Below are 10,175 nucleotides of genomic sequence, written 5' to 3' on the forward strand. Positions count from 1 at the left end.
GGTCCGATACTCCGAGAGATCGATCGGACACAACCTGGCATCCAACGCCTCCCGCGCTGCCCTCTTGAAGACTTCCCCACCATCCATACTCGATCATACGTCCTATCGAACATATGTGTCAAGGTGTTAAGTGAGCGCGAACCGCAATTCCGCTGGGACATCACGTCACTTCGCCCAGTTTGACGCGGCCGAGCGAGCGGATCAGGACTTGCGCGGACTGCTCCGTTCAGGCTGCCCACAAACCGGTCAGGGGACGACCGTGGGCTTCTTCAAGATCTCGCGAATGACATGAAGAGCGCGAACAAGGCCGCCAACGAAGCCAGCCGAGCGGCAAAGCCGCAAGACCGCCGAAGCCGGGAAGAACCTGCGCAGTTCGGGCAGATATACCTGTATTAACCGCTCAGGGCAAGAGCTCCCAGTACTGCTTGCGGGCAGGCATCGCGTGGATCACCAGCTCGTCGCCGCTCTCGAAGATCAGCACGACGGTCTCGAGCAGACGCGCTTGGGTATCGAAGCCAAGCCGCAACTCACGATGCGGCCAGTCGTCATCGTCGAGAGGTTCGATCCACTGCGACCAGTCGGCTGCCTGGACCGCGTCCTCTTGAGGCACCCCGTGTTTGAGCGCGCTCGGGTGAACCTTCACGCGGCGAAATGGGTCAGTGCCCGCCGAATCGCCTCCGAACGCGACAGGTGTTCCCGTTCGGCCACAGCATCCAGCGCAGCAATCTCCTCCGCCGTCAAGCGCACCGCAACGACTTGCATCGGCTCGGCGCCACGTCCCGGGCGGCCACGCCCACGACGCTTCAGTTCCGCGACGTCATACCCCGCCTCCGCCTCGTCCGCCCACTGCTGGATCTGCTCGTCACCAACCATGACTTAATCGTATAACGAAAATCAGACATCGGCACACGCAAACGCCTCAACGCGACACATCGGATCGATGGTCAGAAGGAGCGTCACACCGCCGCGTCTTCGCGATGCATGTCAGTTAGAGCTATGGCACAACTCTGGCGACGTCAGCGTCCGCAACGGGGCCATATAGGAAGGGACGCTTTCGGCACCGACGCTGTTACGTTTGGCCAGCGGCCCTAGAGCGGGTCTCCACAACTCCGACAGGTGTCCTCGCCGCTGTGGTAGATGATTCCACAGCAGTACGACGGCCCACCACCGACCTCGAAGCAGGCTTCGTGCCAGTCCTCACCGTTGAAGTCCAGGTGGATATCGCCGTCCTCAATCGGTTCGTCGCAGCCCTCACAGATGAGCGTCGTCATCGTCAGCCCCAGCAGTCCGGCGACGTCATCGGAGAGCAATAGTCGCCGTCGTGGCGCTCCATCGTCGCCATATTGGCTGTCGGACGGTCGCAGTTCGGACACGTGAGGTGCTCACCCTCGCAGGTCCGAGCGTTGTGTCCGTCAAGTCCGCACACCGAGCAAGTCATGGCCGACATCCTAGAGAGGCCCAGCGACTCAAGCGGCCAGAATGGTGATCTTCACCCTCCGGGAAGGAGTTCTGAAAACCCAACTGCCGAGGCGACGCTCAGAGAACCGCTCCGGTTTAAATCCCAGGCGAGTCGCGCGCCTGGGACCAAGAGGTCGGTTCAAGTTGCCCAAGCGCCACGGTCGCTCCGCTGGGTGGCGGCATCGCCGTGGAGGCAATCCGCGTTGCAGACAACCAACTCGTCCTCGTTGGACACGTGCGTGCTGCCGCTAGTGGCGTGTCGTTTTAATTAGTTTATGGTTTGATGAGATACTTTGGCATGGCTAACCATGCTGCTCCCGCTCTGAAACTGCACCCGGGTGATCGGGCGGAGCTGGAGCAGTGGCAACGCTGTTCGTCGATGCGTGCCGGTTTGGTGGAGCGGGCGAAGATCATCTTGCTGGCTGCGGATGGGGTGGCGAATCAACGGATCATGGAGCAGGTCGGGGTCTCTCGGCCCACGGTCAACAAGTGGCGGGGCCGGTACGAGTCCGAGGGGATCGAAGGGTTGGCGGACGCGGACCGGCCGGGCCGGCCGGTCACGGTGGATCAGGCACGGATCATCGCGGCCACGCTACGCAAGCCGCCGAAGAAGCTCGGGGTGACGCACTGGTCCTCCCGGTTGCTCGGCAAGAGGCTGGGGTTGCATCACTCGGTGGTCGCCGCGGCGTGGAAGTCCTACGGGGTCCAGCCGTGGCGGGCCGAGACGTTCAAGTTCTCCACCGACCCGCAGCTGGAGGCCAAGGTCGTCGATGTGGTCGGGCTGTATCTCGCGCCGCCGGAGGACGCGATCGTGCTGTGTATCGATGAGAAGTCCCAGATCCAAGCCTTGGACCGCACCCGACCGGTGCTGCCGATCGCCCCGGGACACACCGAGCAGCGCACCCATGACTACATCCGGCACGGCACCACCACGCTGTTTGCCGCGTTGGAGGTCGCGACCGGACAGGTCACCGGCCTGTGCAAGAACCGGCGCCGGCACCAGGAGTTCCTGACCTTCCTCAAGCACGTCGCCCGCGCCTACCCGGACCAGGAGCTGCACCTGGTGATGGACAACTACGCGACGCACAAGAAGCAGGAAGTGCGTGACTGGCTGGAGCGCAACCCCCGCATCCACGTCCATTTCACGCCGACCTCCGGATCCTGGCTGAACCTGGTCGAGGTCTGGTTCGGCATCATCGACCGGCAAGCCATCAAGCGCGGCGCGTTCCCCTCGGTGCGGGACCTGGTCGGCAAGATCCGCGAGTTCATCAACGGCTGGAACGACCGCAAGCACCCCTTCATCTGGACCAAGACCCCGGAAGAAATCATGGACAAGACCAACCGCAAACGAACTTTAACGACGAGCCACTAGCGAGGCTCAGCTGGCGCGCGCCACCCTTGGGGGGCATGCGCCATTCCGCCGCCAGATTTGTGGGTGCGTCGCCGGTCTGAGGAACGTAGCGTCGTTGGAGTCCGAGTGCCCGGCCCCGCCTTGGCGGCCAGCGGCCACCGGCGGAGCCCTTGGTCGCCGCGAGGTGACCACATGTCCACCACCATCGTGTCGCCGTTCCAGCCGGCGACAATGTCGACCGCCCAGTTGGCGGCAGTCTCCTTCCTCGCCCGGTACTCAGGGCGAACGCACACGCTGTACGCCTTCCAGCTACGGCAGTGGTTCGCCTGGTGCGAGGCCAACCACCTGGACCCGCTGGCCGATATCCAGCGAGCCACGTCGAGCTCTACATCCGCGGCCTCGGAGCACGTGGCCTGATGGATTCCTCGATCAACACGATGATGCACGTCGTGCGTGGATACTTCCGCTTCGCGCACATTGATGGCCTCATCAGCTCCGACCCGGCGGTGTACGCCCGACTGCCCAAGATCCACCGCGACGAGACCCGCACCCAAGGACTGGACCAGCTCGAACTGATCCGGTTTCTGCAGATCGCCCAAACGATCACCGTGCACCACGGCGCCCTGGCGTACCTGCTGGGCATCAACGCGTTACGCGCATCGGAGGCCGCAGTGGTTCGGATCGAGGACTACACCGACACACTGCGCGGCTACCGAGTGCTGCACCTAGTCGGCAAAGGCAACAACCGGCGACCATGCCCCTGACCGTCCCGGTCCTACGGGTCCTGGAAGCCTGCCGTGGCCAACGCACCAGCGGACCCCTCATCCTGCGGCCGCTCTCCGGCAAGCCGGTCGACCGCCGCGACGTGTACCGAATGGTGACCCGCATCGCCAAAGCGTCCGCGATCCCGCGACACATCAGCCCCCACTCTCTACGCCATGCGGCGATCACCAACGCCCTGGACGCCGGCGTGCCCTTACGAGATGCACAAATCCTGGCCCGGCACGCCGACCCCCGCACGACCGAACACTACGACCGAGCCCGCGGCGACCTCGACCGCCACGGCGTCCACTTTCTCACCGCCTACGTCGCCGGTGTGTGAAATCGCCGCAGAGGAGCGCCGGATCCGCCCAGAATGACGCTTCCGCACTCACTCTCGGATGAGCAGATCTGGTACGGGACCTCCTGTCGGTTGTTGCAGTTTCTCGCTCGAATCTGTACGCCATGTAGGTATCTGACCGCGCCGCGCGGTCCCGAGGAGCCCGCGAACCCTGCTATGCCCTCCGGGCCAACAGCTCCAGGCGACAGAACATTACTCCGTTCGCGACACGAGTCTCCCGCTGCTGTGCGAAGGTGACTCTATGGCGGACCACCTCAATGCAGCTTGCTCTGTACTGGCCGTCAGCCTTGTTCGTCCACTCGTAGAAGGTGGCCAGAAGCAGGTCTATGTCGTTTCTAGTTCCTCAGGTGAGGAACATGTCCTCAAGTTGATTGACTTGGGCATGGCGGCTGACCCCGCAGCGCTCGAGCGTGCCAGGAGGGAAGTCGAGCTGCTTCGAAGCATCGATCACCCGAATGTGGTCAGGGTGGCTTCGGACCTTGAAGAGGTTGGTTCCCCGCCGGATGCAGCGGCTTGGCTCGAGGAGTACCTTGTGGGGACTGATCTGCGCTACTGCGGATCCGGCTGGCCCATGGATGAACTGATCGAGCTCGGGAGAGATGTCGCAGCGGGTCTTGGTGCGCTGCACGACAAGCGAGTCATACATCGAGATCTCAGCCCCGGCAATGTCCAGCGTCTGTCGAGCGGCGGTTACGTCGTCATGGATCCTGGGTTCGCGAAACACACACTTCGAAGCGGAGTGACAGTTGGCGGGCAACCCGGAACGCCCGGATTCATGACCCCCGAGCACCTTCAGGCATACTCGGGCGCGCCGACCGCCGCATCCGACGTGTTTGGCTGTGGCGCGCTGGTCTATTTCGCCGCAACTGGCCAGTCCCCGGTCCCCTATAAGGGCGACGATGTGGACTACCTGCGTCGACTGCGCGTTGCATCGCACGTCCCCCTGTCGCAGGCACGACCAGATCTCATGGAGCCCTTCGTTGACCTGGTCGAACGCGCATTGCACCCGCAGCCGGCTCGGCGGTATCGCAATGGAGCGGCCCTTAGGAAGGCATTCGAGGAACTGGGATGACCGTCTTCTTTCAAGACACTGCACGGAACAACCTCATTTCGTGGACAAGAGATGCCCTCACGGAGGGTTACGGGATCGGCGCCGTGTTGTCGCCATTCGCGTCGCCAATAAACGCAAACGGCTTCAAGAAGTCGGCGATTGAGACCTCCGAACTCATCCGAGCGAGGGGCGGCGAGTTCTGGTTTGATTCCATGACCTACGCGCTGGACATGCCTCGTGCAGGAGATTTCCGGAACTACGAGGAGTGGCCACTGTGGAGCTCTGCCCAAGGACAGTTGGCGAACGCGGCGGAGTATCGATCTCACGCCGAGCGGGCATTGAAAGTCCAGGTAGATCTCGGAAGCACTCTTCTCGCTCCCACCGTGCTCGTGTCCTACCCGGACACCCCTCAGAGTCAGAAGGCTCTCCACCTAACGGCGGAGGCTTTGGACCTCGCATCTGACGCGTGGGCTACTGTTGCCGGCGACCATCAGTTCTGGACCGGTGGCGCCGAGTTGGATGCCCACGTAGGGGCATTGGACCAACTTGAGCCAGAGGGCTGGCTCCTCGTTGTAGTCCGCTCAGACACGTCGATGCCTCCGGCTGCCACCGCGGAGGAGATCTTCGGCCTCATGCGTACCGTCTACGCGCTGAGCCGGGATAGGCCCGTACGAGTTGCCTTTGGCGATGTAGCGGCTCTCCCTGCCGTCGCTGCTGGTGCGGAGGCTATCGGAACTGGCTGGGACATGCGGCAACGGATCTGTGCGTATCAAGACTTCGAAGAACGCGTGGCTGACTCTGGTGGCGGTGGCTGGTATCAGCGCCCAACCTTGTCCGGACTGCTTGGCGGCCTCACGCCTCGCGAGTATCAGGTCCTCGTCTCCGAGAAGCCGGCGATAGCGGCGACGTTGTCTCCCGGTGCCATCGGCCCTCGACCCCAGCAAGCGTTTCGACACCATTCGCGTGTACTGACGGATGTGTGCGACCAACTTGAGCCACTCACTGGGCGCGACCGTGCGGAGGCCCTCCAGAGCCGCTACGCCCAAGCCCTGATCGAGTGGCCCGGGGTACAGAAGATCACGGGAGCGAGCCTAGGAGCAGCTCAGTGGATCAAGCCGTTCCAGGACGGGCTTAACCTCTTCATGGTGTCAGAGGGTTGGGCCTGACGAAAGAGATGCGAACAAATATTCGAAGCCTTGCAGTCGTCGTGCTACAGCTGGCTGACGAGCCCTTGGTCGGACAACCCAGCCTGCGTGTGTGAAGAGACCGCCACCGTCACTTAGGATGCCATCTTTGGCCCGAGCTTCCGCGGTCGCACCAACATTGCCAAGCACGACTATGTAGTTGTTCGCCCATGTCCGGTAGGAGCGACCCTGGAGGATCGCCCTACGCCATTCTCTAAGCTTCGCCTCGATCGCGAAGACTGAGCCAGACGGCTTGAGATCCGGATTTGAGTACGCAGCGCCTGTTGAGTTCAGACTCGCTGCTCCTATCCGAGAGAGCCTGACAAGCACACCCTCCGTCTCTGCGGGCGTCCAGCCGACACGCCGAGCGATCGATCGCAGGCCCAGCGGCCGGCGAGGGCTAAGCGCTGAGAGTACGGCGCAGTCGATGTCCGACAGCACCGGCGGAATATTGGCGGCTGCTCGTCTCTCAAACCATTGCTTTCCGCCTACCAGCGCCACGAAGTCTGGGAGGCCGAGTGGACTGGGCATCTCAGGCACTACCAAGACATCGCCGGCGCGACCTGGCAGAGAAGCCGCGACGTCCACCATCAGCTCATGGAGGTTGCGTTCCTCGACCGCCTCGAATCGACGTCCGCCACGCGAGGAGCCAGCCTCAATGAATCGGATGGTCCTCCTGGCGCTCGACGTGCGGTAGTGCGCCGCTCGCTCAGCTTGTGAGGCGACGTCTTGGCTTCCGCGCAACTGTGTCACGGTCTCCATTGTTCGCCATAGCCTCTCGGTTCTCGCCGGGCGCCTCCATTAGCGGAGCGTGTCGGCCACCCTCTCAGCATGTCAGCTCACACGGTCGAACTTCACGCGAGCGACCTTCAAGTCGGAGGGAGACGTCGGCAACGTACGATTTCGTTGACAGCCACCTGTACATGGCCACGGAGCACGGATCCTGATCACTCAGCATGATACGAGCACTCACCGCGGCAAGGATTGGCTATGCCAACTCCAATTGCTGTCGCGATGTGGGTGGGTCAGCCCCAAGCATTGGAAGTCCATCGGGTGCGTCATACGATAGTGCCCCGCTGGGTGGTGGGCTTTGAGGTGTGATCCTCGGTGCCTACTGGTCGCCGTCGATTTCGGCGACGGGTTCAGTATGCCGGTCGGGGTAGAGCTTGGCCATGGATGCCTCGGAGAGGTAGCGACGTTCGTCAGTGACCCACTCATCGTGGGTGTCGGCCAGGACGGCGCCGATGAGGCGTATGACGGCGTCCTCGTTGGGGAAGATGCCCACGACGTTGGCGCGGCGTTTGATCTCCTTGTTGAGCCTTTCCAGGGGATTGGTGGACCAGATTTTGCGCCAGTGAGCGCGGGGGAAGATGTTGAACGCCAACACTTCTGCCTTGGCATCGTCCATCAGCGGGCCAACCTTCGGGGCCCGCGCGGCGAGCTGATCACGTACCGCGTCCCACTGGGCGCTCATCGCGTCGGCATCGGGCTGGGCAAAGATCGTCCGGAACAGTGCCGCGACCATCTCGGTACTGTTCTTGGGCACGTGCGTGAGCAAGTTCCGGGCGAAATGTACCCGGCACCGCTGATGCGCCGATCCCTGAAAGCAGCGGCGGGCCGCTGCGACGAGGCCGGCGTGCTGGTCGGAGATCACCAGCCGCACCCCGGCCAGGCCACGCTTCTTCAGTGAGTCCAGAAATGCCCGCCAGAAGACCTCGTCCTCACTGTCCCCGACGTCCACGCCGAGGACTTCCCGGCGCCCGTCGGCACTCACCCCGGTGGCGACCACGACGGCCTTGGACACCACCATGTGCTCGGGCGTGCGCACGTGCAGGTACGTCGCGTCCAGGTACACGTACGGGACCTGGGTCTCATCCAGGCGGCGGGTGCGAAACGCGGTGACCTGCTCGTCCAGGCCCGCGCAGATCCGCGAGACCTCGGACTTGGACACCCCGGTGCCGCCCAGAGCCGCGACCAGGTCGTCGACCGACCGGGTGGACACCCCGTGCACGTATGCCTCCATCACCACCGCGTAGAGGGCTTGGTCGATGCGCCGGCGCGGGTGCAGCAGGGACGGGAAGAACGACCCGGTACGCAGCTTGGGGATCCGCAGGTTCACATCGCCGGCCTTGGTCGTCAGCACCCGCGAACGGTGCCCGTTACGTTCGGTAGTCCGGTCCGCGGTGCGCTCATACCGGGCAGCACCGATCGCCTCGCTGGCTTCGGCTTCGATAAGTTCCTGCAGCACCATCCGCACGGAGTCACGGACCAGATCCACGCCATCCCCAGCACGGAATGCCTCGAGCAACTCGGATGCGGCAGACTGAGATAAGGCCATCGGTGGGCCTTCCTTTCGGTGAGTACTTGACCAGGTACACACCGAAGATCCGCCGATGGTCGCTCACCTCACCACGACCCGCCGGGCACCCCCAAACCCCACCACTCCACGGGACTCAATTCTTCGTACGTGAGGACCCGATGCGTTACCTCATGACTGGTGAGCCAATTCACCGCGAGTCGAAGAGCCTCTGACACAGTCTGGCTATCGGCCGTCTCGGGCGCCGCGGTGTAGACGCACACCCGAACGAGAACCTTCGAGCCGTCGAACCAATGGTCGAACCGGGTCAGTATGGGCTCCCCCGCCTGCACCCGGTGCGACCGAAGCCGCGACGCAAGTCGTCGAAGCGCAGGCTGGACCCGGTCCGCGTAGACCGCGGAGAGGATCTCGTCGACTGCCTTATCAGACAGCTTGGTGGCCAGGTAAAGACCGAAACCAATGAGCAGCGTCTCCAGACCGAGTGTGGCAACAGGAGGTGTACTTGGCGGGAACGGAGGTACGTCTGGGTAGGCCGACCTAACAGCGCCAGTCGACTCGTTTACGACCCCCAAATCCTCCAGCGCGCCAATCACGTCCAGCTGGAAGGGGAGACCAAATTCCTCCTGCATTGAGAGGCGGCCGCCCAATATCGAGACCGAAAAGGACTGCTCACTGATGTGATCGCGGCTCTTACCCACACGATGCACTGTACGGACCTTCGGCCATGGATGGCGGACTCCGATCACCAAACGTCGACAGCGCCATGACCGTTGGCGCTGCGCCTGAAGACCACGGACTGTGACCGTCGTTCTCTAGCAGGTGAACTCCGGGCGACCTGGCCGCGCTTCCAGAAGGTCATTGCGCTGGCGGAGATCTGGCCGCATCCCTCCCGCCTTCGGGATACGTCTAACCGCCGCCAGATTCGTCGGTGCGTCGTCGGTCTGAGGAACGTAGCGTCGTTGGTATCCGAGTGCCCGGCCGCGTTGGCGGCTAGCGGCCCCGGCTGAGTCCCCTTGGTCGCCGCGAGGTGACCTCATGTCCACAACAACCACCATCGTGTCGCCGTTCCCGCCGGCGACAATGTCGACCGCCCAGTTGGCGGCAGTCTCCTTCCTGGCCCGGTACTCCGGGCGAACGCACACGCTCTACGCCTTCCAGTTACGGGAATGGTTCGCGTGGTGCGAGACCAACGGGCTGGAGCCGTTGACCGGTATCCAGCGAGCGCACGTCGAGCTCTATATCCGCAGCCTCGGAGAACGTGGCCTGATGGATTCCTCGATCAATACGATGATGCACGCAGTTCGCGGGTACTTCCGGTTCGCGCACATCGACGGACTGATCAGCTGCGACCCGGCCGTGTACGCCCGATTGCCCAAGATTTATCGCGACGAGACGCGCACCCAAGGGTTGGATCGGCTCGAGCTGATCCGGTTCCTGCAGGTCGCACAAACCATCACCGTGCACCACGGCGCCCTGGCGTACCTACTGGGAATCAACGCGTTACGCGCATCGGAGGCTGCAGCGGTTCGGATTGAGGACTACACCGACAACCTGCGCGGGTACCGGGTGCTTGTCTGTGATCGACTACTTGTAGGCCGTTTCGGCGGGGTTTACCTGCCGAGTCAGTGGCTGGTTTCCTGCCAAAAGAGCGCTAAGAATCCGGCCAGTCCTGCCCGCTCCTTGTGCACGGGGTA

The 10,175-nt window shown here is 63.1% G+C and carries 12 protein-coding genes; 7 read left to right on the forward strand and 5 right to left on the reverse strand.

Features of this window, described 5'->3' with window-relative positions; all coding sequences use genetic code 11:
* Window positions 1-400: 400 nt before the first annotated feature.
* The 3 genes from FGL98_RS23820 to FGL98_RS23830 form a co-directional block, all read right to left on the reverse strand.
* Window positions 401-643, reverse strand: a complete 243-nt coding sequence (locus FGL98_RS23820) for a toxin (RefSeq protein ID WP_146321204.1) — start codon at window positions 641-643, stop codon at window positions 401-403.
* Window positions 640-873 (reverse strand): ribbon-helix-helix protein, CopG family, encoded by a 234-nt coding sequence (locus FGL98_RS23825; RefSeq protein WP_146321206.1) that lies wholly within the window; start codon window positions 871-873, stop codon window positions 640-642. Before FGL98_RS23825 ends, FGL98_RS23820 begins: the two co-directional genes overlap by 4 nt.
* A 215-nt stretch (window positions 874-1,088) precedes the next feature.
* On the reverse strand, window positions 1,089-1,373 hold the full coding sequence (locus FGL98_RS23830; protein WP_146321208.1) for an LIM domain-containing protein: 285 nt from the start codon (window positions 1,371-1,373) through the stop codon (window positions 1,089-1,091).
* Window positions 1,374-1,756: 383 nt separating this feature from the next.
* Here FGL98_RS23830 and FGL98_RS23835 point away from each other — a divergent pair, with 383 nt between their 5' ends.
* From FGL98_RS23835 to FGL98_RS23860, 6 genes are all read left to right on the forward strand, one after another.
* On the forward strand, window positions 1,757-2,830 hold the full coding sequence (locus tag FGL98_RS23835; protein ID WP_146321210.1) for an IS630 family transposase: 1,074 nt from the start codon (window positions 1,757-1,759) through the stop codon (window positions 2,828-2,830).
* 171 nt (window positions 2,831-3,001) lie between these two features.
* Entirely contained in the window at window positions 3,002-3,226 is a 225-nt protein-coding gene (locus FGL98_RS23840) for a hypothetical protein (RefSeq protein ID WP_146321213.1), read from the forward strand.
* Window positions 3,226-3,573: a site-specific integrase gene (locus FGL98_RS23845; protein ID WP_146321215.1), complete on the forward strand. Its 348-nt coding sequence runs from the start codon at window positions 3,226-3,228 to the stop codon at window positions 3,571-3,573. Before FGL98_RS23840 ends, FGL98_RS23845 begins: the two co-directional genes overlap by 1 nt.
* Entirely contained in the window at window positions 3,564-3,911 is a 348-nt protein-coding gene (locus FGL98_RS23850) for a tyrosine-type recombinase/integrase (protein WP_146321217.1), read from the forward strand. Before FGL98_RS23845 ends, FGL98_RS23850 begins: the two co-directional genes overlap by 10 nt.
* A gap of 259 nt (window positions 3,912-4,170) precedes the next feature.
* Window positions 4,171-5,001, forward strand: a complete 831-nt coding sequence (locus FGL98_RS23855; protein ID WP_146321219.1) for a serine/threonine-protein kinase — start codon at window positions 4,171-4,173, stop codon at window positions 4,999-5,001.
* Window positions 4,998-6,146 carry a hypothetical protein gene (locus tag FGL98_RS23860; protein WP_146321221.1) on the forward strand — a complete coding sequence of 383 codons (1,149 nt, stop codon included), beginning with the start codon at window positions 4,998-5,000 and terminating at the stop codon, window positions 6,144-6,146. The genes FGL98_RS23855 and FGL98_RS23860 overlap by 4 nt, the downstream gene beginning before the upstream one ends.
* Before the next feature lie 1,129 nt (window positions 6,147-7,275).
* Here the strand turns inward: FGL98_RS23860 and FGL98_RS23865 are convergent.
* Window positions 7,276-8,502: an IS256 family transposase gene (locus tag FGL98_RS23865; protein ID WP_146321223.1), complete on the reverse strand. Its 1,227-nt coding sequence runs from the start codon at window positions 8,500-8,502 to the stop codon at window positions 7,276-7,278.
* A gap of 68 nt (window positions 8,503-8,570) precedes the next feature.
* Window positions 8,571-9,179, reverse strand: a complete 609-nt coding sequence (locus tag FGL98_RS23870; RefSeq protein WP_146321225.1) for a hypothetical protein — start codon at window positions 9,177-9,179, stop codon at window positions 8,571-8,573.
* Window positions 9,180-9,516: 337 nt separating this feature from the next.
* Here FGL98_RS23870 and FGL98_RS23875 point away from each other — a divergent pair.
* The coding region (locus FGL98_RS23875; RefSeq protein ID WP_146321227.1) for a tyrosine-type recombinase/integrase at window positions 9,517-10,175 on the forward strand (659 nt) is incomplete at its 3' end.

Origin of the sequence: Leekyejoonella antrihumi (genome assembly GCF_007845645.1) — a bacterium.
GTDB classification, from domain to species: Bacteria; Actinomycetota; Actinomycetes; order Actinomycetales; family Dermatophilaceae; genus Leekyejoonella; species Leekyejoonella antrihumi.